Below are 23,637 nucleotides of genomic sequence, written 5' to 3'. Positions count from 1 at the left end.
CCCCGGAGGGCGCTCGCTTGGCGTTCTACATCACTGCTTGAGCGTGCGCTCGAACAGCTTGTAGATCCGGCGGTACTGGTCGAACCAGCTTTCCGGCTGCGTGTAGGCGTGCCGTTCGAGCGGGTAGCTGGCCAGTTCCCAGTTATCCTTCTTCAGCTCGATCAGGCGCTGGGCCATGCGCACCGAGTCCTGGTAGAACACGTTGTCGTCGACCATGCCGTGCGCGATCAGGAGGTTCCCCTGCAGCTTGTCGGCATATTCGATCGGCGACGAGACTTTATACGCCTGCGGATCCAGGTCCGGTGTATTCAGGATGTTGGACGTGTACTCGTGGTTGTAGCTGGTCCAGTCGGTCACGGGACGCAGGGCAGCGCCCGACTTGAACATCTCCGGTGCGCGCATCAGCGCCATGAAGGTCATGAAGCCGCCGTAGCTGCCGCCGTAGATGCCGACGTTCGCCGTATCGCCCTGGTGGTGCGCCGCCATGTACTTCACGCCGTCCTGGTAGTCGACCAGTTCCGGGTGGCCCATCTGGCGGTAGATCGCCGTGCGCCAGTTGCGGCCGTAACCCTTCGAGGCGCGGTAGTCCATGTCGAGCACGACATAGCCCTTTTCGACCAGCAGGTTGTGGAACATCTGCTCGCGGAAGTAGACCGGGTAGCGCTTGCTCGTGTTCTGCAGGTAGCCGGCGCCGTGCACGAACATCACGACCGGGTATTTTTTGCCCGGTTCCATCTTCGCAGGACGGTAGAGTTTCGACCAGACGGGGTCGCCGCCGTCGCTCGACGGCACGGCCACGTACTCGGGCTCGATCCAGGTGCGCGCCTTGAACTCGGGCGTGCGGGTGTCGGTCAGCCTCAAAGGCGCGCCGCCCATCACCGGTACGGTGGCCAGCTGCGCCGGCATGTAGCTCGACGAGTAGTGCACCAGCAGCTTGCGCTCGTCCGGCGACAGCGCAAAACGTTCCACTCCCTCGAGGCCCGTCACTTCGCGGGTAGTGCCATCCTTCGCATTCACCGCGCACACTTCATAGGTGCCCGGGTTCTTGCGGTTGCAGAGCAGGTAGGCCGTGCTGCCGTCGAAGCTCCACTGCACGTCGCCGGCTTCCCACTTGCCGCTCGTGAGCGCGCGCGCCCGGCCGGCGGCATCCTGGGTGTACAGGTGCGCGTAGCCGCTTTCCTCGGACAGGTACCACAGCGTGCGGTTGTCCGGCAGCCAGCCGAAATCGCTGTTGTCGTGATTGACCCAGGCCTCGTCGGTCAGGCGGTGCACGGGTTTCAGTTTGGCCGCGGCCAGGCCGGCGTCGAGGCCGATGGTGGCGATCCAGCGGTCCTTGTTGTCGACGGCGCGCAGCATCACGGCCGCGAGCTTGCCGTCCGGCGTCCAGCGCACGGCGTCGGTCCGGTCGGCGATGCGCAGCGCGCGGTTGCCCTTCAATGGATCGAGCTTGGCGGCGGCGCGCAGCTGCGCCAGCGGGTCGACCGCGATGCCGGGCAGGGTGTCGAAAGGCAGGTCCTGGACCGTGCCCGTCGCCAGCTCGATCAATTTCAACGCATGCGGAGCCGGGTTGTTGCGGCCAACGCGGGTGCGCTCGTCGTCGGCTTCTTCGTAGCCCGATTCGGTCACGTAGCGCGGCATCTTGCCGATGCGGCCCTTGTCGCCGCCCTTGGCAGCGGTCACCACGACCAGCCAGCGCCCATCCGGGGACAGCGCGCTGTCTTCGATGGTGACCTTGTCGCCCAGGTAGACCGGGGCCGGCGCGCGGGTCAGATCGGCACGGCGCTCTTCCTCGCTGCGGGCACGCCCGGCGTCGCGGTCGTCTTTCGCGCGCTGCAAGGTGGCGATCAGGCGCAGCTGCATATCGCGCAGCGCGTCAGGTTCTTGTACGGCCGGGTCTTTCGCGGCGCGCGGCAGGGCGGTGGGCGCCTGCAGGCGGCTGGCGCGGTCCCAGCTGAACCAGTCATGGCCGACGCGGAACTGCACGGCGCGCTCGTCGCTGGAATACTGCGGTTCTTCGGCTTTCACGCCGCGCGTGATCTGGACCAGCGCACCGCTTTTCAGGTCGCGCTCGAACAAGTCACCATTGCGCACCAGGATGGTGCGTGTGTGCTTGCGGTCGTAGACCACGGCCGGGCTGTCGAGCTTGGCCAGTTCGCTGTCCGCTACCTTGCGCGGCCCGCGCGTACTCGCCAGGAAGGTATCGCGTAGCGGGGAGCCGGTGCGCTTCTGCTTGAAGTACACGCTCTTGGCGTCCCAGCTCCACCAGGCCTGTTCGACCGGGTTACCGATCCAGTCCGGGTGGGCCATGGCCTGGTCGAGGCTGATTGGCGTCGGGGTGGGAGCGGCTACGGCCACTGCCGGCAGCGCGGTCAGCGTCGTCAAGGCAGTAAGGAAAGTCAGTGCAGGAAGTCGCATCGTGATGTCTGGTGGGTGAAAGGGATAGCTTTCCGGCTAGAAAAATGCGAATGCATTCTAGCCCAGCCGCCATGCGAAGTGGGTGGTTCCGGTTAAATTATCGCGGTCGGCGGCCGTGTACATACGGTCTTGGCTCGATTCTTGCATCAGTTCCCCGCATGAACCCAGCCGACCAGCCCCGCAGCCTGCGCATCGTTGTCGTCAACAGCGGCGAGCTGCACACCGACGACGCAAGCCTTGCCGCCCAGGCCCGGCGCGGCGCGGCGCTGCGGGCCGGGCTGCTGGAATCGGGCTATGACATCGTCGCCTCGCTGCCGCCCGACGTCTACCTGCCCGAGCGCATCGCCCAGCTGCAGCCGGACCTGATCATCATCGACAGCGAATCGGATGCCCGCGACGTGCTCGAGCACATCGTGATCGCCACCCGCGAGGCGCGCCGCCCGATCGTGCTGTTTACCGAGGACGACCGGCCCGGGACGATGGAGGCGGCGGTCGACGCCGGGGTGTCGGCCTATATCGTGGCCGGCCTGCGCGCCGAACGGGTGCGGCCGGTGCTCGACGTCGCGCTGGCCCGTTTCAGGCGCGAGCAGAAGCTGCTCGGCGAACTGGCCGACACGCGCCAGCAGCTCGTCGAGCGCAAGACCCTCGACCGTGCCAAGGGCTTGCTGATGGCGCGCTACAAGCTCACTGAGGAAGAAGCCTACGGACGCCTGCGCAGCATGGCGATGAACAAGAACCTGAGACTGGCCGAGATTGCGCAGCGCATCCTGGACATCGAGGATTTGCTGGGCTAGGCCCGGCGCGGGAAGGATGGTATGGCAGGCTTCGAGGGTAGCGCAGGCGGGTACGTGGCGGGATCGGACCGTCTGGAAAAAGCCAGCGTGCGGATTGGCTTCATGCCGCTGGCCGATTGCGCACCGCTGGTGATGGCGTCCGTGCTCGGCTTCGACGAGCGCTACGGCCTGCGGCTGGTGCTGGAAAAACAGCATTCCTGGTCGGCCATGCGCGACCGCCTGGCGAACGGCGAGCTCGATGCGGCGCAGGCGCTCTATGGCCTGCTGTACGGCTTGCAGATGGGCGTCGGCGGCGCGCCGCGCGACATGGCGGTGCTGATGAACCTGAACCAGAACGGCCAGTCGATCGTGCTCTCTCGCGCGCTGGCCGCCGCCGGCGTGGGCGATGGACGGGGCCTGGCCGCGCTGATGGCCGCGCAGCCGCGCCGCTACACCTTCGCTCACACCTTCCCGACCGGGAACCACGCCATGTTCCTGTGCTACTGGCTGGCTGCCGCCGGCATCGACCCGACGACGGACGCCACCCTGGTCACCCTGCCGCCGGGGCAGATGGCGGCCAATCTCGAGGCCGGCCACATGGATGGGTTCTGTGCCGGCGAGCCCTGGAGCCGGCGCGCCGTGTGCGAGGCCAGCGGGGTGCTGGCGGGGCAGAGCAGCCAGGTCTGGCCGGACCACCCGGGCAAGGCGCTCGGCGCCCGCCAGGACTTCGCCGCGCGTCATCCGAACACCTGCCGCGCGCTGGTGGCCTGCCTGCTCGATGCAGCGCGCTGGCTCGATGCCTCGCCCGCCAACCGCGAGGTGGCCGCCGAGGTGCTGGCCAGCCCCGCCTACGTCAATACCGGCAGCGACGTGTTGCGCGCCTGCCTGCTGCCGCGCCGCTCCGGTTTCCCGGAGCTGCGCTTTTTCGGCGGCGGCGCCGCGACCTTCCCGTGGCTGTCGGACGGCATGTGGTTCCTGACCCAGCAGCGGCGCTGGGGCCTGCTGCGCGAGGATCCCGATTACCTGGCGGTGGCGCGGGCGGTGAACCAGGTCGACCTGTACCGCGAGGCGGCGCTGCTGGCTGGGGTGGACGTGCCTGGGGGTGTCATGCGCAGCAGCACGCTGATGGATGGCAAGGTGTGGGACGGGCGCGATCCGGCGGGGTATGCGGCGTCGTTTGCAATTCACCGGCGCGAGGCGGTTGCACTCTCCGACGTTTGATCAGACCCGTAGGGTGGGCGGGTCAAGCTCACGCTGCCCGAATACCATCCCAGTGCGCTTTCCCGCCTCATTTTCGCGCATGGTGCACTGCAATGTAGCGCACTCATCGGCACCAAACGCCCCTCCAGCCCCGCACCCCAGCTGGCACGGTTCCTGCAATTACTCCATCAGGATCAACGGCGATCCCTTCACACATTGCCGGCCCAACGATGGGCTGGCACCCGGACAACGGCGTCCGCCTCCCTTGGCTCCTGGCCTCGGGACGCGGACGCCTTTTTGTTTTCGACATCGAGGGATGACATGGCCAGCAAAGCGAACAGCATCACGCTTCTTAATTTCAGTACCCCGCAAATGCGGGCCTTCCACCTGACCTGGGTGGCCTTCTTCATCTGCTTCTTCGCCTGGTTCGCCTGCGCACCCCTGATGCCGGTGATCAAAGGCGAATTCGGCCTCTCGGTCGCGCAGATCGCCAACATCAATATCGCGGCGGTGGCGATCACGATCCTGGTGCGCCTGATCGTCGGCCCGATGTGCGACCGCTACGGCCCGCGCAAGACCTATTCCGGCCTGCTGGCCCTGGGCGCCATTCCCGTGCTCGGCGTGGCCTTCGCGCAGAGCTACGAAAGCTTTCTCCTGTTCCGGCTCGGCATCGGCGCGGTCGGCGCCAGCTTCGTCATCACCCAGTACCACACCTCGGTGATGTTCGCGCCCAAGGTCGTGGGCACCGCCAACGCTACCGCGGCCGGCTGGGGCAACGCCGGCGGCGGGGCGGCCCAGGCGGCCATGCCGCTGCTGCTGGCAGCCCTGGTCATGGCCGGCGTGAGCGAAACGCTGGGCTGGCGCATCGCCCTGATCGTGCCGGGCGTGGCCATGCTGATAATGTCCGTCGTCTACTGGCGCTACACCCAGGATTGCCCGGCCGGTAATTTCAGCGAGCTGCGCGCCGCCGGCATTCCCTTCGAGGGTGGCGGCAAGGGCGGCTGGGCGAGCTTCAAGGCCGCCTGCCGCAACCACCGCGCCTGGCTGCTGTTCGTTACCTACGGCGCCTGCTTCGGCATCGAGATCTTCATCCACAACATCGCCGCCGTCTACTACGTCGACCGCTTCGGCCTGTCGCTCGGCGCGGCCGGCCTGGCGGCGGGCAGCTTCGGCCTGCTGGCGCTGTTCGCCCGCGCCCTGGGCGGCTGGCTGTCGGACCGCAGCGCCCTGCGCGGTGACCTGAACAGCCGCGTCACCATCCTGTTCGTGCTGATGATCGGCGAGGGCCTCGGCCTGCTCTGGTTCGCAAACGCCGACAGCGTCGCCTTTGCCCTGATCGCCATGCTGTGCTTCGGCCTGTTCACCCACATGGCCTGCGGCGCCACCTACGCGCTGGTGCCCTTCGTGGCGCCAGGGGCGCTGGGCGGCGTGGCCGGCATCGTCGGCGCCGGCGGCAATGTCGGTGCGGTGGCGGCGGGCTTCTTGATGAAGGGGACGGGCGACATCCGCCAGACCCTGATGATCCTGGGAGGCCTGGTCGTCGTCGCCAGCCTGTGCGCATTGGGCGCGCGTTTCAGCAGCACTGCCACGGTCGCCGCGGCGGCCCGTGCTTAAGGAGTCAAATATGAACATCATCGTCATCGGCCACGGCATGGTTGGCCACAAATTCGTCGAAACGCTCGCTGCTGCCGCTCCGCACCTGCACATCACGGTGCTCGGCGAAGAGCCGCGCCCGGCCTACGACCGCGTGCACCTGTCGGAATTCTTTGCCGGGAAGACGGCGGACGACCTGTCGTTGGTCGCGCCGGGCTTTTTTGAGCGCACCAATCTCGACTTGAAGCTGAATGCAAAGGTCGTGGCCATCGACCGCGCCGCGCGCAGCGTGACCCTGGCCGATGGCGAGGTGCTGGCCTACGACAAGCTGGTGCTGGCCACCGGTTCCTCGCCTTTCGTGCCGCCGGTCCCGGGGCGCGAGCGCGCCGACTGTTTCGTGTACCGCACGATCGAAGACCTGGAAGCGATGCGCGAGTGCGGCGCGCGCTCGCGCACCGGCGTGGTGGTCGGCGGCGGCCTGTTGGGCCTGGAGTGCGCCAAGGCCCTGCGCGACCTCGGCCTGCAGGCCCACGTCGTCGAATTCGCGCCGCGCCTGATGGCGGTGCAGGTGGACGATCCTGGTGCGCGCGTGCTGCGCGGCCGCATCGAGGAGCTCGGCGTCGCGGTCCACACCGGCAAGAACACGCTCGCCATCGTCGATGGCGAGGACGGCACGCACCGCATGCAGTTCGCCGACGGCAGCCACCTCGACACCGACATGATCGTCTTCTCGGCCGGCATCCGCCCCCGCGACGAGCTGGCCCGTACCTCCGGGCTGACGCTCGGCACGCGCGGCGGCATCGCCATCGACGACAACTGCATGACGTCGGACCCGGACATCTATGCCGTCGGCGAATGCGCGGCCTGGAATGGCCAGCTGTTCGGCCTGGTGGCGCCGGGCTACGACATGGCGCGCACCGCAGCGCGCCACGTGCTCGGTGCGCCGGGCGGCTTCCTGGGTGCCGACATGAGCACCAAGCTGAAACTGATGGGTGTCGATGTCGCCAGCATTGGCGATGCCCATGGCACGACAGCGGGCAGCCGCAGCGTCCAGTACCTCGACGAGCGGCGCCAGAGCTACAAGAAGCTCGTTGTATCCGATTGCGGCAAGCGCCTGCTGGGCGCGGTGCTGGTCGGCGACGCGGCGGAGTACGGCACGCTGCTGCAGATGGCCCTGAACGGCGTCGACCTGCCCGAGGCGCCGGAAAGCCTGATCCTGCCACAGTCGAACGGCGCGCCGAAGCGTGGCCTCGGTGTCGATGCCTTGCCGGACAGCGCCCAGATCTGCTCCTGCAACGACATCTCGAAAGGCGCCTTGTGCGCGGCGGTGCAGGATGGGGCGACCAGCATCGGCGCACTGAAGAAGTGCACCACCGCCGGCACCGCCTGCGGCGGCTGCGTGCCGCTGGTCACGCAAGTGCTCAACGCCGAGCTGGCGAAGCAGGGCGTGGCAGTGAGCCGCGCGCTGTGCGAGCACTTCGCGCACTCGCGCCAGGAACTGCATCACCTGGTGCGCATCGGGCGCATCCGCAGCTTCGGCGAGCTGCTGGCGCGTCACGGCACGGGCCTCGGCTGCGACATCTGTAAACCAGTCGCTGCCAACATCCTGGCTTCGACCTGGAACGATTTCGTATTGAAGCCCGAGCACGCGAGCCTGCAGGATTCGAACGACTACTTCCTCGGCAATATCCAGAAGGACGGCACCTATTCGGTGGTGCCGCGCATGCCTGGCGGCGAAGTGACGGCCGATGGCCTGATCGCGGTCGGCATGATCGCCAAGAAATACGGCCTCTACACCAAGATCACGGGCGGCCAGCGGGTCGACCTGTTCGGCGCGCGAGTCGACCAGTTGCCGCCGATCTGGGAAGAACTGATTGCCGCCGGTTTCGAATCGGGCCATGCCTACGGCAAGTCGCTGCGCACGGTGAAGTCCTGCGTCGGCTCGACCTGGTGCCGCTACGGCGTCGGCGACAGCGCGGGCTTCGCGATCGCGCTGGAGCACCGCTACAAGGGCCTGCGCACGCCGCACAAGGTGAAGTTCGGCGTCTCCGGCTGCACCCGCGAATGCGCCGAGGCACAGGGCAAGGACGTGGGCCTGATTGCCACCGACAAGGGCTGGAACCTGTATGTGTGCGGCAACGGCGGCATGAAGCCGCGCCACGCCGAGCTGCTGGCCTCGAACCTGGACGAGGCGACGGTGGTGAAGCTGGTCGACCGTTTCCTGATGTTCTACGTGCGCACCGCCGACCGCCTGCAGCGCACCAGCACCTGGCGCGAACACCTCGAAGGGGGGCTCGACTACCTCAAGCGCGTCGTGGTCGAGGACACGCTGGGCATCGGCGCCGAGCTGGAAGCGGAGATGCAGGCCGTGGTCGATACCTACGCCTGCGAGTGGAAGAACGCAGTCGAAGACCCGGCGGTGCGCAAGCGCTTCCGCCATTTCGTCAACAGCGAGGCGCAGGACGACAACGTCGTCTTCATGCCCGAACGCGGCCAGGTGCGTCCGGCCACGATCGAAGAACGCCGCCGCACGATCCCGATTGTCGTCGTAACCTGAAGGAGTTCACCATGCACCGAGACACGCATTTGAATAAATTGCAACACTGGAGCGCGGTCTGCGCCGTCGACGAGATCGTGCCCGACACCGGGGTGTGCGCGCTATTGAAAGGGCGCCAGGTGGCGGTGTTCCGCGTCGGCGAACAGGACTTGTTCGCGATCGATAACTACGATCCGAACGCCAACGCGGCCGTGCTCTCGCGCGGGCTGGTGGGCAGCTTGGGTGAGCGCATCGTCGTCGCATCGCCGATCTACAAGCACCACTTCGACCTGCGCACCGGCGAATGCCTGGAAGCGCCGGCGCATTCGGTGGCCAGTTTCCCGGTGCGCGTCGAGAACGGCACGGTATGGGTAGCGACATGAAACCCCGCCTGGTCGTGGTCGGCAATGGCATGGCCGGCATGCGCACGGTCGAGGAGGTGCTCAATCTCGCGCCGGACCTGTACGACATCACCGTGTTCGGCGCCGAGCCGCACGGGAACTACAACCGCGTGCTGCTGTCGCCTTTGCTGGCGGGGGACAAGCAGATCGACGACATCATGCTGCATACGCGCGCCTGGTACCGTGAAAACGGCATCGCGCTGCATGCGGGCGACCCGGTGGTGCGCATCGACCGCAAGCGCCGCGTCGTCGTCGCCCGCTCCGGCCTCGAGGCGCCGTACGACCGCCTGCTGCTGGCGACCGGCTCGACGCCTTTCATGCTGCCGGTGCCCGGCAATACCCTGGACGGCGTGGTCGGCTTTCGCGACCTGACCGACGTCGACACCATGCTGGCGGCAGCGCGCCGCGGCGGCGCAGCGGTCGTCATCGGCGGCGGCCTGCTCGGGCTGGAAGCGGCGCATGCGCTCATGCGGCGCGGGATGGCGGTCACGGTGGTGCACGTGGCCGCCAGCCTGATGAACCAGCAGCTCGACTTCGAGGCAGGCCGCCTGCTGAAGGAGTCGCTCGAACGCGAAGGCCTGCGCATCCTGCTCGATGCCTCGACCACGGCCATCCTTGGCGAGGGCAAGGTCGAGGCGGTGCGTTTCGCCGATGGCCTCGAGCTGCCGGCCGACCTGGTGGTGATGGCGGCTGGCGTGCGGCCGAACACGGCGCTGGCACGCGATGCGGGCCTGCACTGCGAGCGTGCGATCGTCGTCGACGACACCCTGCAGACCTACGATCCGCGCATCTACGCCGTGGGCGAATGCGTCCAGCATCGCCGCGCCACCTTCGGGCTGGTGGCGCCGAGCTGGGAGCAGGCGCGCGTGTGCGCCGCCCACCTGGCCCGGAACGGGCACCGGCGCTACGTGCAGGCCGCCCTTGCCACCAAACTGAAGGTGACCGGCATCGACCTGTACTCGGCCGGGAACATTGCCGGCAGCGCCGACAGTGAAGAACTGGTGCTGCGCGACCGCAGGGGCGGCGTCTACAAGCGTCTCGTCCTGCAGGGCGCGCGCCTGACCGGCGCCGTGCTGGTCGGCGACGTGGCCGACGGCCCCTGGTATTTCGACCTGATCGGCCGCGGCGCCGACGTATCAGGCTTCCGCGACCGCTTGCTGTTCGGGCAGGCGCTCTGCATGCCTGCTGTTTAGATTACATCTGCAAAGGAAGCACCATGGACATGTCCCTCCCCGCGCCCACCGTGCGCACCACCTGTCCATATTGCGGCGTCGGCTGCGGCGTGACCGCCACCGTCCGTCCCGGCACCATCCCGATCATCGCGGGCGATGCGCAGCACGCCGCCAACCGCGGCCGCCTGTGCGTGAAGGGCGCGGCCCTGGGCGAAACGCTGGACCTCGATGGGCGGCTGCTGCATCCGATGCTCCGCGAAAGCGGAACCTTGCGGCAGGCAGGGTGGAATGAAGCACTGGAGCGGGTCGCTTCCGGCTTCGCATCGGTCGTCGCCGAGCATGGCCCCGATGCGGTGGCGCTGTATGTCTCGGGCCAGCTGCTCACCGAGGACTATTACGTCGCCAACAAGCTGATGAAGGGGTTCATCGGCAGCGCCAACATCGACACCAACTCGCGCCTGTGCATGTCGTCCAGCGTGGCCGGCCACAAGCGCGCCTTCGGCGAAGATCTGGTGCCCGGCTGCTACGAGGATTTCGAGCTGGCCGACATGATCGTGCTGGTCGGCTCGAACACGGCCTGGTGCCACCCGACGCTGTTCCAGCGCATCCTGCGCGCCAAGGAAGCGCGGCCAGGGCTGAAGGTGGTCGCGATCGACCCGCGCCGCACCGCCACCTGCGAACTGGCCGACCTGCACCTGGCCATCAAGCCGGGCACCGACGTCTGGCTGTTCAACGGGCTGCTCAGCTACCTGGCGCGCCATGGCGGCGTCGACGGCACCTTTGTTGCGGCGCATACCGAAGGGCTGGACGCGGCGCTGGCGATCGCCGACGCTGACTGCGCCGACCCGGCCGCGGTGGCCCGCATCTGCCGCGTCGACCCGGCCCAGCTGCTCGCCTTCTACGAAGGTTTCGCAGCCACGGCGAAAGTCGTGACGGCCTACTCGCAGGGCGTGAACCAGTCCTCCAGCGGCACGGACAAGGTCAACGCCATCATCAACTGCCACCTCGTCACTGGCCGCATCGGCCAGCCCGGCATGGGGCCGTTCTCGCTGACCGGCCAACCGAATGCCATGGGCGGCCGCGAAGTCGGCGGCCTGGCCAACATGCTGGCCGCGCACATGGACCTCGACAACCCGGTCCAGCGCGACGCCGTCCGCGAGTTCTGGGACGCGCCGCGGATCGCCTCCCGGCCCGGGCTGAAGGCGGTCGACCTGTTCCGCGCCGTCGAAGAGGGGAGCGTGAAGGCGGTGTGGATCATCGCCACCAATCCCGTGGTCAGCCTGCCCGACGCCGACCAGGTACGGCGCGCGCTCGACAAATGCGAACTCGTCGTCGTCAGCGACATCGTGCACGGCACCGACACCACGCTTCATGCCGACGTGCTGCTGCCGGCGCTGGGCTGGGGCGAAAAGGATGGCACGGTGACCAATTCCGAGCGCTGCATCTCGCGCCAGCGCGCCTTCCTGCCCGCGCCGGGAGAGGCGCGCGCCGACTGGTGGGCGTTGTGCGAGGTCGCGCGGCGCATGGGTTTCGCAGGCTTCGACTACGCCGGCGCACACGACATTTTCGACGAGCATGCGCGCCTGTCGAACTGGCGCAACGGCGAAGATGGGGCAGGGCGGCGCGTGTTCGACCTGTCCGGGCTGATCGGGATCGGGCAGGGGGCGTACGAGGCGCTCGAACCGATCCAGTGGCCGGTGGTGCGCGGAGCCGGCGGCGAGCCGGTGGCGACCGAGCGCCTGTTCGCCGACCGGCGCTTCGCCCATGCGGGCGGGCGGGCGCGCTTCATTCCTACGACGCCGCGCGCGCCCGTGCATGCGGTCGATGGCGACTTCCCGCTGGCGCTGAACACGGGCCGCATGCGCGACCAGTGGCACACCATGACGCGCACGGGCAAGTCGCCGCGCCTGAGCAGCCACTCCCCGGAACCGTTTATCGACCTGCACCCGAATGATGCGCTGCTGTGCGGCGTGCGCGAGGGCGAACTGGCGCGCGTCACCAGCCGCTGGGGCGCGATGGTCGCGCGCGTCACGCATAGCGGCGGGATTGCCCGCGGAGGCGTGTTCGTGCCGATCCACTGGAGCGGCCAGACGGCGTCGGACGCGCGCGTGGGCGCGCTCGTCAACCCGGAGGTCGATCCGGTGTCGGGCGAGCCGGAATTCAAGCACACGCCGGTGGCGGTGGCGCCCTTTGTCGTCGAGTGGCACGCCTTTGTGCTCAGCCGTGAATCGCTGGCGCTCGACAGCGTTGCCCACTGGACCCGCATCCAGGGCGAGGGCTTCGTGCGTTACGAGATGGCAGGGCGCGGCCCGGTCGACCCGGACTGGGCGCGCGCGCTGTTGGGGGCCGGTGAAGCGGCCGACTGGATCGATTACGAAGACGAGGGCCTGGGCGCCTACCGCGCGGCGCACCTGGTCGAGGGACGGCTGGAAGCCTGCGTGTTCGTCGCGCGCGGCTTGCGGTTGCCGCCGCGCGACTGGCTCGCCGGCCTGTTCGCCGCGCAGCAGCTGGCCGCAAGCGATCGCGCCACCCTGCTGGCCGGAAGCGCGCCGCAACGGGGCCCGGACCCGGGACCGACGGTCTGCTCCTGCTTCGGCGTGGGCCGCAATACGATCCAGATCGCGATCCGCGAGCACGGCCTCGAGACGACCGCGCAGGTGACGGCCTGCGTGCGTGCGGGCGGCAATTGCGGCTCCTGCGTACCGGAGATCGGCAAGCTGCTGGCGCTGGCCAAATGTGGAGAAGCGACGGCGTCCTAGCCCGCGCAGGAATGCCGCCCGTTTGCGGGGACGCGGCGGCATTCATTCCCGCACGCCTTGCCAGGGCCCGCCGGCCCGCTCGAACCTCCCTTTACGGCCCCCACGATGGGCGAGTACCAGCCTGCCCCGTGGAACAGCCGACACCACCGCAGTATCCTGCCACTCTTCCTATAAGCACGTTCCCACCGAAAATCCACCTTGCGGAGCCCTCATCGAACGGCCTGCTTGAGCGTGCGCAGTGCCTGTGTAAGGCCGCTTGCTTAATATAGTGGAAACGGAATGTGCTTTACGGTAACTCTGATGCCATTTTCGCACGTTCAACGCCATTCCGGTATCACCAGTGTGGAAGTGGAAGCACCTGCCGTACCTGTCCGTGGAACGCCGGCGCTGGCGAACAGCCTGCGGCAAGTCTCGCAATCAGTGAATGGCGCCCGACAACCATCGTAGTGCGCAACTCGGCATGACCCCTTGCCGCCTGAAGAAAGGCTGGCCCATTCGGCAAATGCTCTGGCGGTGGCTGGTTGCGCGACAACCGATTGACAATCAAGAGTGCACGAAAGAAGTATCGCGAACTCATTACTATTGGCGGGTATAACAGTGAAAATGACCGGACCAATGGATGGTGTCCTGAGCCCCGGGAAATTACGGGAGCTCGATGGCTCATCGATGAGCGTGGAATCCACGTCACTGAAATCCAGAAATCTACGCATCAGCCTGAAGCAGTGGAAAATGTTCCATGCGGTGATCGATTTCGATGGGTTCTTCGGCGCCGCCGATAGCCTGCACGTCACTCAGTCAACCATCAGCCACGCCGTTGCGAAACTCCAGGAACAACTGGGCGTGCCCCTGCTTGCATTGAAGGGCCGCAAGGCCCAAATCACCGAGGAAGGAAGGATCTTACTCGAGAGGTCGCGCGACCTGGTCAGGAACGCCGTCGAACTCGAGGAGCTTGCCGAGAACCTGCGGCAAGGGTGGGGGCCGGAGATTCGTCTTGCAATCGACCCCAGCTTCCCTCCCGACCTGCTCATGCTCGCGCTACGCAAACTGTCGTCCTCCCCGCAGAGGATCCGGCTGGCCGCCAAAGAGGTGACGCTCGACCAGGCCAAGCAGGCGCTCCAGGATAGCACCGTCGAGCTGGCAATCAGCAGCCAGGTGCCATTTGGCTTCGATGGCAGGGAATTGATTGAGATCGAACACGTTGCGGTCGCTCATCCGGAAAATCCTTTGTTCGGATTAAAGAGGGAAATTTCGTTTGACGACCTCAAGACGCAATTCCAGGTCGCGATTTCCGGTGTCGACGATTATGTTGCCGCCGACGCCAACTACCGCTTGCCGCGCTATCCACGCACCTGGAATGTAAGCAGCCTCGACAGGGCGATTGGCGTACTGAGGCAGGGTCAGGGTTACGCCTGGCTACCGAAATATCAGGTGCATCGATGGCTCGACGGAAATCACGTCCGTATCCTGCCGCTTGCTGGCGGATCGAGTCACAAGACGAAGTTGCACCTCATTTTCGGGAGGCCTCCCGCTGCAGACTCGGTTGCCGAGAAGTTTGCCCAGGCGCTTCATTCTTGTAGCGAATGCTTTTTCTGAACTGCGATAGGCGGTTGTTGCGCCCGGCCTGGGCCGATCACGCCGGGCTCGCAGGTCGCCGATCCACAATGGAAGGATGTAGATCCTGTTGGTGCCCGTAATCTCCTCAACATTTAGGTTGTAAAGAAATGATGCCAATCAAGTACAGCAAAATGAACAGATACCTCCAACAGCTGCGGAAAGATAGCAAAGATGGGAAGGGGGCATCCGACTCGATATTTCAACTCGGGAGTATCTTGCGTAATGGTTGGCTGATCGTGAGCGTTGCAATCATCGTCGCCACGCTCGGAATCATCTATGCGCTGACCATGACCCCGGTCTATGAGTCGAACATGCTGATCGAAATAAAGCGCAACGCTTCGCTGCCCGGGGAAAATCAGGCGGAAACGCCTGCTGCCACCGAAATCGAAATCCTTCGGTCACGTTCGATACTGTCCGGCGTCGTTAACAGCTTGAAGCTGGACATTACTGTTGAACCGAAATTATTTCCTGTTGTAGGTTCGTTCATCGCGAAAAAGAACAAGAAAGTATCGAATCCAGGGCTGTTCGGACTCGGTGGCTATGTATGGGGCTCGGAATTTGCCCGGATATCCGTATTCAACATGCCGGCTCCGCTGATGAGGAAGCCATTCGTACTGACCATCGCGGATAACCACGAATTTACGCTTACCCAGGAAGAGCTGGCCATCAGGATGAGAGGACAGATCGCCAACATGGCGAGAGCACATACAAAATACGGACTGATAGAAATTCTTGTTTCGGAGACGTCGGCAAAGCCGGGCGCGCAATTCGTGGTGAGTCGGATTCCCGCATCCCAGGTCGTCGCGGGCTTGCAAAAATCCTTGGCTATTTCGGAAAAAGGAAGGCAGTCGAATGTGATCGGGGTCTCGCTGCGGGGTTCGAAACCGGAACTGATCAGCAGGATCCTGAACGAGCTCGGCAGCGAGTACGTCCGCCAGCAAGTCGCGGAGAAATCTGGCGAGGCGAAGAAGGCGCTTGCTTTCTACAATCAGCAGGCGGAAGAATCGAAAAAAATATTGCAGAAACTCGATGCCAGGCTGGCCGAGGTCCTGCGCCGTCACGGGACCTCCGACTTGAGCGAGGAAGCAAGAACGCTCGCCGAGCAATCGGTTGCGCTGCAAACGAAGTTGGCTGAGAAGGAGCAGAAGAAAGTCGAACTCTTGGGCCGCTTTGCAGAACTGCATCCGGAAATCATCACGGCAACGCGGAACATCGAGGATGCCAGTCGTGATTTGAGCAGGATCGAAGCGAAACGGCAGGTCATCGCTGCGGCACAGCAGGAAATTATCAGTCTCAACCGCGATAAACAGATCAATAGCGAAATGAACGTCGCGCTCTTGAATACACGCCAGAAGCTCGACGCGTTGACGCAATATAACAATGTACATGTACGGCTGGTGGATCGCGCCGAAGTGCCAATGCAGCCAGTGACGCTGAAGCTATCGGTCATGATTGTCACCGCCTGCCTGCTTGGGCTGGTCCTGGGCGTCCTCGCTTCGATGCTGAAAAATGCCATTGTTGGACGACATCAAGGCGCCGAGGGAGTCGAGAGCGTGCGCCGCATCATGATCAGCGCGGGTAATCCGAACTATGAAGTCGATAATAGGGCGGACAAGAAATCTACCGAAAGCTGAGGCGACGGCTTCTGTAGATTCCAGTACTTCCTCCAAGCGCCAACCCTTCGTCTCCACTCCCGTTGCGGGGATCGTCGGCACGGCGTCCAGCGGCAACATGGCGGCCCAATCAAGGGCCGCTGTGCGTTTCTGACGCCTCTTTTTGAGCGGGACCGGCCAGGCCCAGCGTCCGGTGGAACCGATTCTGCATCCTCGTTCCGACACCAGGTCCAGAAGCTGGTCAGTCAGCGATCCGGACAAGTCTGAATATTGCCCATTTCGATCGCTCGTCACTGCACCGGCATCCTGTGAACCGCACAGGAATCCGGCACGCTCAGTCCTCCGTCACGCACAGCTAGGCTGCGGTGCGGCCGCAGAGCTACCTAAGCAACACTGCTGCGAAGAAGCTTCTTCCTCCAGCAGGCTGAGCGGGTCGTCGGGGTGCACCCATGTCCGCGAGCCGACGACGGGCAAGGCATTCACTGCCGAAACCAGGCACTGACCTTGCCGGCCTGGGCGCGCCGCAACGGCTGTGTCCCAGACAAGCCTGTAGTCCCCGGCGCCTGCCTGTCTCAAGTTCAGTGCTTCACCTTATCTCCCTCACCCATTCCATCCCCCAAGTGCAAGCGGTTCCGTCGGCACCGTAGCGCTTCCGCCTGCCGCCTGATCGCCTCCCTCCGGGTATCGCCACGCTTCAAACATCGTCTCTACCGGCGAAATACATAGTTGCCGGGCCACGCCCGCATATTAATTTCCAGTCGGACTTTTTTATCCAATAAATCAGGTAACAGATGCTGTGATTCATAAGGGAAATAATTAGCGTCGCCTATAGGAAATATTTTCTTATGCGAAATTCATTATAAAAAAACATGTGAAGCGGGAGAATTGGCGAATAAGCATCGATTTTTCCAACCTTATAAAAGAAGGGGATTTGTTAGAGTAAGAACCCTGTGGACAATTTAAAAACATTTGCGCCAAGCCGGGCTTCGATCGCCTCCGGGAAATAATCGTACGGAGGGCATTGCGCTGATATTTTTCGTGAACGCGAAAGCGAAGATTTTGTTACGTCAGAATGGAGTCTGCCATGGCTGTTCAAGAAATACTCTATCGGGGGTATCAATTAACTATGTCTGAAATGCGGGATTGGGCGTTCCTGGAAACTCTTCTGGTGGCATTGCTGGTCAGCCTGGCAGCGTGTGCAATCAATATTGTTACTGAGCGCTGGCATGGGCGCTATTCTTTCGACCTCGACGTGCGCGGCATCCAGAAAGTCCATAAAAACGTGGTGCCGCGAACCGGAGGAATTGCCTTATTGTCCGGAGTGCTCGCCGTTGCCGTATTCGGGAATTTCGCGTACCTCTCGGTGTCGCTCCAGGCTGAAACCAGAATCGTCATATTAAAACTCCTGCTGGCGGCGATTCCCGCTTTCGGTGCGGGGATCATCGAGGACCTGACCAAAAAAGTTTCCGTGCGAACGCGTTTATGCTCGATTTTTGCCAGCGCGGTTCTCGCTGCCTGGCTATTGGGTGCCCATCTGCCGCGCCTCGACATATGGATTCTGGATGGCGCGCTTGCCTGGATTCCGATATCCGTCGCGATTACCGCATTTGCCGTGGTAGGGGTAACGAATTCGATCAATATCATCGATGGCTTCAATGGCGTGGCCGGCGCGACCGTCGCCATTGCGCTGGCCGGAACCGGGTACCTGGCCTGGAGGGGAGGGGATGCTTTGGTTGCGCAGCTCGCGTTCGCCGGGATCGGTGCGACCATCGGCTTCCTGTTGCTGAACTATCCTACCGGACGCCTGTTCATGGGGGATGGCGGCGCATATTTTATCGGCTTCTGGGCGGCGGAAGTGGCGGTGCTCACGATTGTCAGGAATCCCGGGATCAATGCGTGGCAAGTTCTCGCAATTTACGCCTATCCCGTCATCGAAGTACTGTTCAGTATGTACCGCCGCAAGATCCTGCATAACACGCTGGTGGGCGCTCCTGACCGTCTTCATCTTCACTCCCTTTTCTATCGTCGCGTTGCCTGCCAGCGGATCAGCGCAAAAAAATATCCGTGGAGCCGCAACGCCGGCGTTGCCTGTTTCGTGGCCGCATGGCTTACCACAGCAACGATTACTGCTGTCCTGGTCGGTAACACCATACCTGGCGCCGTCTCGCTGGTATTAGCGCAGGTCCTGATCTACGTGGCTGTCTATATGCGCCTGGTCCGCGGACATTGGGGCCGCTGCCGGAATCCCGCGGTAATTCTTGGATTGCGGCCTCAATACAGGAGCCGATCTATCTAATTACTCCGTGTACTTTCTCGTCCGAATATCTTTTGGTTCCAGCTGTAACATCATAGGCACAGGCTCATGAATAACTTTGAACGAATCCAATCGGTCCTTCGCAGTAATCCACGGAAATGGCTGATCACAGGCTGTGCCGGATTTATCGGCTCCAATCTGCTCGAGACGCTGTTGAAGCTGGATCAGACGGTCGTCGGACTCGACAATTTCTCGACCGGGCACCAGCACAATCTGGACGAAGTCCGCAGCCTCGTGAGCGAAAGCCAGTGGCAACGTTTCAGCTTCATTCGCGGCGATATTCGCGACAGCGAAGCCTGCAAGCAGGCGGTCTCAGGAATCGATCATGTCCTGCATCAGGCGGCCTTAGGGTCGGTCCCCAGGTCCATCGAAGATCCGGTCCTCACAAATGATTCGAACATCAACGGCTTCCTGAACATCCTGGTCGCCGCAAGAGACGCATCGGTCAAGTCATTCGTGTATGCGGCCTCGAGCTCGACATATGGCGACCATCCCGGCTTGCCCAAGGTGGAGGACCGCATTGGCCGGCCTTTGTCGCCCTATGCGGTGACCAAATATGTGAACGAACTGTACGCCGAAGTATTCGGACGGTGCTACGGATTCCGGACAACCGGCCTGCGCTATTTCAATGTTTTTGGAAAGCGGCAGGACCCCAACGGCGCCTATGCCGCTGTGATCCCCAAGTGGATTGCCACCATGGTCGCGGACAAACAGGTCGTCATTAACGGGGATGGCAGCACCAGCCGCGATTTCTGTTACATCGCGAATGCAGTCCAGGCGAACCTGCTGGCGGCGATGAATCCAGACGGCCCGGCTAGCGGCATTTACAACGTCGCCGTCAGCGATGCCACCACCCTGAATCAGCTTTTCGATTATCTGAAAGCGATCTTGAATGCGAACGGCATCACCGTGACCAAGAGCCCGGCATACCGGGCGTTTCGCGACGGTGACGTCCGGCATTCCCAGGCGAATGTGGACAAGGCCATGCGGGAACTCGGCTATGCGCCGGAGTGCCGCATTTATGACGGACTCGAGGCCACCATACCTTGGTACGTCCAGCGAATCAGCAAAGAAGCTGCGCTGGAAGCGGGCCAGTAACTGCCTTCCGGTGGGCTACGTGACCCTCGGCGCCGCCATCGTCGGCGCCAGGAATCCCATCGTCGGACAAGATTTGGGCCGAGATACGGTTGTGCGAACGATGCCGTGCGAGAGGATCAAGTGAGTTTCCTGACTACCCTGAGTACGCGATTCAGGACGGCCGATCCGCATCATTCGGCCATCGTGAAAGGCATGTTGACCGTCGCCTTGTTCACTTTGCTTGGCAAGCTGATGAGCGCGGCAAAAGAGATGGTGGTGGCCTACCGTTATGGACTGGCTGCAGAGGTCGACGCCTATCACTTTGTCTATAACCTGGTGTCCTGGCCGCTCGGTATCTGGTGCAGCGTGCTCACTGCGGTGCTGGTGCCCCTGGCAACGCGGATGCGCGAGCTCGACAAGGAAGCGATACCGCATTTTCGTTCGGAGCTGTTTGGATTTGCACTTCTGCTGGGGCTCGCGATGGCCCTGCTGGGATGGATGGCCATCCGGACCATGTTGGCGCTTGGCGGCAGCGGATTGCCACCGAATTCGGCCCAGTTCGCGCTGGCCGCGCTTCCCGGCCTGGTCCTGCTGCTTCCGTTGGGAATGCTCGTTGCTCTGCAGTCAGCCTGGATGCTCTCGGCACGCAGGCATGTCAATACCTTGCTGGACAGCGTACCGACGTTTTTTATCGCTGCGGCCATCCTGGTCTTCCCCAGCGGCGGTATCGGTCCGCTCGTGTGGGGCACGGTCGCCGGCTCTGTCTTTCATCTGATTGCGCTCCTGATCCCCAGCGCACGGCGCAAGGAGCTTGAGGCACCTGTTTTCACCCGCGCTTCGCTCCAGTGGCGGGGGTTCTGGCAGGGCTTCGGGATCATGCTCGGCGGGCAGGCGCTCATCAGCTTTACCGTCATTATCGACCAGTTTTACGCAGTGGGCCTGGGGACCGGATCGGTCGCCACGCTCGGTTACGCAAATCGCGTCCTGTCACTGATCCTTGGTTTGGCCGCCGTCGCAGTGTCGCGCGCCACGCTGCCAGTGTTCTCGCAGTCCAGGCCCGAGGGGGCAGGGGATGTGTATACGGTCGCCAGCTACTGGGCACGCTTGATGTTCGTGCTTGGGATCGGGGTCATGCTGGTCAGCTATGTGGCCGCGCCCTGGATAGTAAAGCTGCTGTTTGAACGTGGCCAGTTTCTCCCTGAAGACACCGTGATCGTGTCCGAGGCGCTTCGTTATGGCCTGCCGCAACTCCCGTTTTATTTCTCATGCATGGTCCTGGTGAGCTACGCACTGAGCCAACGTCGATACACATTGATTTTCTGGTCGGGCGTCATCGGCTGCGCGGGAAAAATCGTGGGAAATCTGCTGCTGGTTCCGCTTCTTGGAATTAATGGCATCGCTCTCGCAACAATTTTTGTCTATGGGCTCAACGCACTCTTCTTCTGCTTGACTTTGAGACGTCCGCGATGACGTTCCGCCACAGGCTCTTCCAATGATGCTTGCTAATGGAGTGGTTCAATTGAAAATCCTTATTTTCACCAACAGCCTCGCTGGCGGCGGCACCGAGAGGGTGGCCGCCACGCTTGCCAACTTCTGGGCCCGGCAAAACCGGGATGTGACGGTCGTCACGCTCGATCCCGAGAGCCAGGATTTTTACGTCCTCAATCCCTCCGTCAAACGGGTGACATTGAACCTTTCCGGCGCCAGCGCCAACGTGTTCGATGCCCTGCGCCAGAATGGACGGCGCGTTCTGGCGCTACGGCGGGTCATCAAGCAGGTGCGTCCGGACGTGGCCCTTTCGATGATGAGCACGCCGAACGTCCTGCTGGCATTTGCCAGCCGCGGCATCCCCAATTTGTGTACGGTCGGCTCCGAGCATTGCTATCCTCCCCATGCGCCCTTAGGGCGAATTTGGGGCACCTTGTGCAGCCGGATGTACGGCAAATTATCCGCGGTTGTCGCATTGACGCGTGAGTGCGCGGAATGGATTGCGACGCATTCGTCGGCGCCACACGTGTCGGTCATTCCAAACGCCGCGACCTGGCCGTTGCCCGATAGCTCGCCAAAAATTCTTCCCCATTCGCTCTGCTCTCCGGAACGCAAAGTCTTGCTTGCAGTGGGCCGATTGAACGTGGTGAAGAACTACGAAGCGCTCCTGGCCGCATTTGCGCAGCTCGCCGGGAAGCATCCGGACTGGGACCTTGTCATCCTCGGAGAAGGCCCGGAACGCGCATCGCTTGAGTCGACTATCCGTGCCAGGGCGCTGGGTACGCGCGTGCTTGTTCCCGGAATAGCCGGGAATGTTGGCGAATGGTATGCACGCGCCGATTTATACGTGATGACTTCCCGCTCCGAGGGTTTTCCCATGGCCCTCGCAGAGGCCCTTGCACACGGGGTGCCGGCGGTGAGCTTCGACTGCGACACGGGGCCGCGGGACATTATCCGGCACGGTGTGGATGGGCTGCTCGTGCCGGCTAACGACACTGCCGCGTTAACGGAGGCATTGGATCGTGTGATGGGCGACGCGAACCTGAGGGAGCAGCTGGCAGCCAGGGCCCCCGAGGCAAGAGCGCGTTTCTCCATCGAAAAGATAGCAGGAATGTGGGAAGAGCTATTCGCTGAACTTTCTGATACCCGCGTGTTGCCGAAGCTGGCCAACAACGTTCCGGCGACGAAAGGCGGGGGCCATGAGTTCTAAGTTCTTTTCCCAGCCAGATCTTTATTCGCTGGAGAAGCACGCTTCGCGGTCGACGCCACGATCAGGTAGCAGCTTTCTTGTCTGGTACCACACCCTGGTCCTGGGCATCGCGCTCGCCGTTATTTATTCGAATCTTCCAATTTATGGTTACGTCCTGAATCCTGGCTTGCTCCCGAAATATGCGTTTTTTGGCATTTTTTTCCTGATGATGCCATTGGTGCTCATTAAGTATCGGGCCTGGCCGGCATACCTGGCTTCGCCGTTCTTTGCATGTGCAGCATTATTTTTGGTTCTCAACCTGATTCACCTTGCGGGATTTTCCCAGAGTAGCGATATCGGCGGGATTTATGTCGAGGACAGTGAAATGCAGGCCCAGCGTTCGCTTGTTGCGACGCGCGTTCAATACATCCTGTTCTCGATGGTCCTGGGATTCGGCGCCTATACGAGTACCACGAAATCCTATCTGTACTTCGTGGTTTTTCTGATGGTTTTGCTTCCCTGCGCAGTCATATTCGACTTCGCTCAGCCTGGCGTTTTGTATCCCATAGAAACCGATGGCGCGGTACTTGGCCGCGCCGCGGCGATGTTCATCAATCCCACCATGGCAGGGGAGGCCGTCCTGCTCGTGTTTTTGCTTGGTTGCGCGGTGACGAGAATGAAATATCGCGTCCCGCTCTTCCTGCTTGCCGGGGCCGGGGTAATCGCGACGTTCTCCCGTTCGTCCATCATCGCGTGGGTGCTGATATTGGCCATCCTGATCCTGAAGAAGACATTGCCAAGAACGGCAATCGTCGCCACGGCGATGGTCGTCGGGATTGCCCTGGCTTTCCTGGGGACCTTCGAAACGTATCTTCATTCGCGCGAAGAACTGGACGCTGCGTTCGGCAATATTCTGTCGCGGCTCAATTTCTTCTCGAGTTTTAGCTTCGATGACGATAGCTCCGAAGAGCGCGCCGATGTGATCAGAGCCGGGTGGGAGCTTTTTTTGCAAAACCCGGTGTTCGGGGCAGGGGCTGGCGCCACGCAGTTCTGGTCGGAGAGGGGAAGCACCCACAACCAGTTGCTGCTGCTTGCCGCGGAGTACGGCATCGGCGGTATTGGCCTATGGGTGTCACTGCTGGTCATTCTGTGGAAGGGCACATTCTTCGAGGACAGGGGATTGCAGTGTGCGATGACGTTTCTGTTTGTATTCATGTCGCTGTTCACGCACCAGATGTTTGATTCCGCATTTTACTGGTTGGCGACTTTTGCATTGATTTCAATCAGAGGAAATAAAACTAATCCTCCATCGTCCGAACGGGCGCGAAAATAAACTGAGCAAAGCAGGCATTCCATGAGAATGATCAGGACTTTTCGCTTTGGATCGATTTTCCGGCAATCCACGCGGCTCGGGGAACGGAAATCGGGCGACGGTGCTGCGTTAATTTCGTAGCAACATTCATCTCTGTCAAGTCGCGAATGGCCCGCCTCAG

The 23,637-nt window shown here is 62.9% G+C and carries 15 protein-coding genes; 14 read left to right on the top strand and 1 reads right to left on the bottom strand.

Going from position 1 to position 23,637, the window contains the following annotated elements:
* Window positions 1-30: 30 nt before the first annotated feature.
* Window positions 31-2,415: a S9 family peptidase gene (locus tag ACFPN5_RS00955; RefSeq protein ID WP_379779164.1), complete on the bottom strand. Its 2,385-nt coding sequence runs from the start codon at window positions 2,413-2,415 to the stop codon at window positions 31-33.
* Window positions 2,416-2,573: 158 nt separating this feature from the next.
* On the opposite strand from ACFPN5_RS00955, the gene ACFPN5_RS00950 reads away from it, so the two are divergent.
* The 14 genes from ACFPN5_RS00950 to ACFPN5_RS00885 all read left to right on the top strand — a co-directional run bounded on the left by ACFPN5_RS00950 (window position 2,574) and on the right by ACFPN5_RS00885 (window position 23,477).
* Complete coding sequence (locus tag ACFPN5_RS00950) at window positions 2,574-3,209, top strand: ANTAR domain-containing response regulator (protein ID WP_379779162.1); 636 nt, start codon at window positions 2,574-2,576, stop codon at window positions 3,207-3,209.
* Between the two features lie 21 nt (window positions 3,210-3,230).
* Complete coding sequence (locus tag ACFPN5_RS00945; RefSeq protein WP_379779160.1) at window positions 3,231-4,409, top strand: CmpA/NrtA family ABC transporter substrate-binding protein; 1,179 nt, start codon at window positions 3,231-3,233, stop codon at window positions 4,407-4,409.
* A gap of 300 nt (window positions 4,410-4,709) precedes the next feature.
* A complete protein-coding gene (locus tag ACFPN5_RS00940; RefSeq protein ID WP_379779158.1) occupies window positions 4,710-6,002 on the top strand; it encodes an MFS transporter in 1,293 nt (430 codons plus the stop codon).
* 10 nt (window positions 6,003-6,012) lie between these two features.
* Entirely contained in the window at window positions 6,013-8,538 is a 2,526-nt protein-coding gene (gene nirB, locus ACFPN5_RS00935; RefSeq protein ID WP_379779156.1) for a nitrite reductase large subunit NirB, read from the top strand.
* 11 nt (window positions 8,539-8,549) lie between these two features.
* Window positions 8,550-8,900: a nitrite reductase small subunit NirD gene (gene nirD / locus ACFPN5_RS00930; protein ID WP_379779154.1), complete on the top strand. Its 351-nt coding sequence runs from the start codon at window positions 8,550-8,552 to the stop codon at window positions 8,898-8,900.
* Complete coding sequence (locus tag ACFPN5_RS00925) at window positions 8,897-10,111, top strand: NAD(P)/FAD-dependent oxidoreductase (protein ID WP_379779152.1); 1,215 nt, start codon at window positions 8,897-8,899, stop codon at window positions 10,109-10,111. The genes nirD and ACFPN5_RS00925 overlap by 4 nt, the downstream gene beginning before the upstream one ends.
* A 23-nt stretch (window positions 10,112-10,134) precedes the next feature.
* A complete protein-coding gene (locus ACFPN5_RS00920) occupies window positions 10,135-12,849 on the top strand; it encodes a molybdopterin-dependent oxidoreductase (RefSeq protein WP_379779150.1) in 2,715 nt (904 codons plus the stop codon).
* 615 nt (window positions 12,850-13,464) lie between these two features.
* Window positions 13,465-14,442 (top strand): LysR family transcriptional regulator, encoded by a 978-nt coding sequence (locus ACFPN5_RS00915; protein ID WP_379779148.1) that lies wholly within the window; start codon window positions 13,465-13,467, stop codon window positions 14,440-14,442.
* Between the two features lie 152 nt (window positions 14,443-14,594).
* Window positions 14,595-16,097, top strand: coding sequence for a GNVR domain-containing protein (locus ACFPN5_RS00910; RefSeq protein WP_379779146.1), 1,503 nt, complete (start codon window positions 14,595-14,597; stop codon window positions 16,095-16,097).
* A gap of 1,063 nt (window positions 16,098-17,160) precedes the next feature.
* Window positions 17,161-18,372 (top strand): MraY family glycosyltransferase, encoded by a 1,212-nt coding sequence (locus ACFPN5_RS00905; protein WP_379779144.1) that lies wholly within the window; start codon window positions 17,161-17,163, stop codon window positions 18,370-18,372.
* A gap of 66 nt (window positions 18,373-18,438) precedes the next feature.
* Window positions 18,439-19,488, top strand: coding sequence for an SDR family oxidoreductase (locus tag ACFPN5_RS00900; RefSeq protein ID WP_379779142.1), 1,050 nt, complete (start codon window positions 18,439-18,441; stop codon window positions 19,486-19,488).
* A 120-nt stretch (window positions 19,489-19,608) separates the two neighbouring features.
* The gene (gene murJ / locus ACFPN5_RS00895; RefSeq protein ID WP_379779140.1) at window positions 19,609-20,937 is read left to right on the top strand and encodes a murein biosynthesis integral membrane protein MurJ; all 1,329 of its coding nucleotides are present in this window, start codon (window positions 19,609-19,611) and stop codon (window positions 20,935-20,937) included.
* A 49-nt stretch (window positions 20,938-20,986) separates the two neighbouring features.
* A complete protein-coding gene (locus tag ACFPN5_RS00890) occupies window positions 20,987-22,165 on the top strand; it encodes a glycosyltransferase family 4 protein (protein WP_379779138.1) in 1,179 nt (392 codons plus the stop codon).
* A complete protein-coding gene (locus tag ACFPN5_RS00885) occupies window positions 22,155-23,477 on the top strand; it encodes an O-antigen ligase family protein (protein ID WP_379779136.1) in 1,323 nt (440 codons plus the stop codon). The genes ACFPN5_RS00890 and ACFPN5_RS00885 overlap by 11 nt, the downstream gene beginning before the upstream one ends.
* Window positions 23,478-23,637: the final 160 nt, after the last annotated feature.

The sequence above is a fragment of the Massilia niabensis genome, from assembly GCF_042655085.1.
Lineage (GTDB): Bacteria > Pseudomonadota > Gammaproteobacteria > Burkholderiales > Burkholderiaceae_D > Telluria > Telluria niabensis.
The sequence above is the reverse complement of the archived record's forward strand: the minus strand, read 5'-3'. Positions and strand labels throughout refer to the sequence as shown.

Bases quoted from the DNA above. Each gene is read 5' to 3' on its own strand.
- nirD (WP_379779154.1), top strand. From the start codon at position 8,550: ATGCACCGAGACACGCATTTGAATAAATTGCAACACTGGAGCGCGGTC.
- ACFPN5_RS00920 (WP_379779150.1), top strand. From the start codon at position 10,135: ATGGACATGTCCCTCCCCGCGCCCACCGTGCGCACCACCTGTCCATAT.
- ACFPN5_RS00905 (WP_379779144.1), top strand. From the start codon at position 17,161: ATGGCTGTTCAAGAAATACTCTATCGGGGGTATCAATTAACTATGTCT.
- ACFPN5_RS00900 (WP_379779142.1), top strand. From the start codon at position 18,439: ATGAATAACTTTGAACGAATCCAATCGGTCCTTCGCAGTAATCCACGG.
- ACFPN5_RS00915 (WP_379779148.1), top strand. From the start codon at position 13,465: ATGGATGGTGTCCTGAGCCCCGGGAAATTACGGGAGCTCGATGGCTCA.
- ACFPN5_RS00950 (WP_379779162.1), top strand. From the start codon at position 2,574: ATGAACCCAGCCGACCAGCCCCGCAGCCTGCGCATCGTTGTCGTCAAC.
- ACFPN5_RS00910 (WP_379779146.1), top strand. From the start codon at position 14,595: ATGAACAGATACCTCCAACAGCTGCGGAAAGATAGCAAAGATGGGAAG.
- ACFPN5_RS00955 (WP_379779164.1), bottom strand. From the start codon at position 2,415: ATGCGACTTCCTGCACTGACTTTCCTTACTGCCTTGACGACGCTGACC.
- ACFPN5_RS00925 (WP_379779152.1), top strand. From the start codon at position 8,897: ATGAAACCCCGCCTGGTCGTGGTCGGCAATGGCATGGCCGGCATGCGC.
- ACFPN5_RS00885 (WP_379779136.1), top strand. From the start codon at position 22,155: ATGAGTTCTAAGTTCTTTTCCCAGCCAGATCTTTATTCGCTGGAGAAG.
- nirB (WP_379779156.1), top strand. From the start codon at position 6,013: ATGAACATCATCGTCATCGGCCACGGCATGGTTGGCCACAAATTCGTC.
- ACFPN5_RS00940 (WP_379779158.1), top strand. From the start codon at position 4,710: ATGGCCAGCAAAGCGAACAGCATCACGCTTCTTAATTTCAGTACCCCG.
- ACFPN5_RS00945 (WP_379779160.1), top strand. From the start codon at position 3,231: ATGGCAGGCTTCGAGGGTAGCGCAGGCGGGTACGTGGCGGGATCGGAC.